We start from the raw sequence: 330 nt of genomic DNA, 5'->3' as shown, positions 1-330 counted from the left end.
CGATGAGGTCATTGACTACACCAAAGGCGATTTCACCGAACAGGTTCGCAACGTCGATCTGGTGCTCGACGGGATGGGCGGCGACCATGCCGACGGGTCGCTGAAAGTGGTGCGTGCCGGCGGCGTTCTGGTGTCGCTGCTCGACGTTCGCGACGCCACCAGGACGAAGGCAAAAGAGCGAAACATCCGCGTTGAGCGCATGTCCGTGGTGCCGGATCGCGAAGGCCTCGTCGAACTCGCCAGGCTGGTCGATGCCGACAAGCTGGTGCCGCACGTGGCCAAGGCTTTCCCGCTCGACCAGGCGGAGGCCGCCCATGCCTTCCTTGCGAC

At 64.2% G+C, this 330-nt stretch carries 1 protein-coding gene; it reads left to right on the top strand.

Going from position 1 to position 330, the window contains the following annotated elements:
* A partial coding sequence (locus EN786_RS36675; protein ID WP_145972936.1) for a zinc-binding dehydrogenase occupies positions 1-330 on the top strand: 330 nt, incomplete at both ends.

Origin of the sequence: Mesorhizobium sp. M4B.F.Ca.ET.143.01.1.1 (genome assembly GCF_004792275.1) — a bacterium.
Lineage (GTDB): Bacteria > Pseudomonadota > Alphaproteobacteria > Rhizobiales > Rhizobiaceae > Mesorhizobium > Mesorhizobium abyssinicae.
This window is presented reverse-complemented; position numbering and strand designations above follow the sequence as displayed.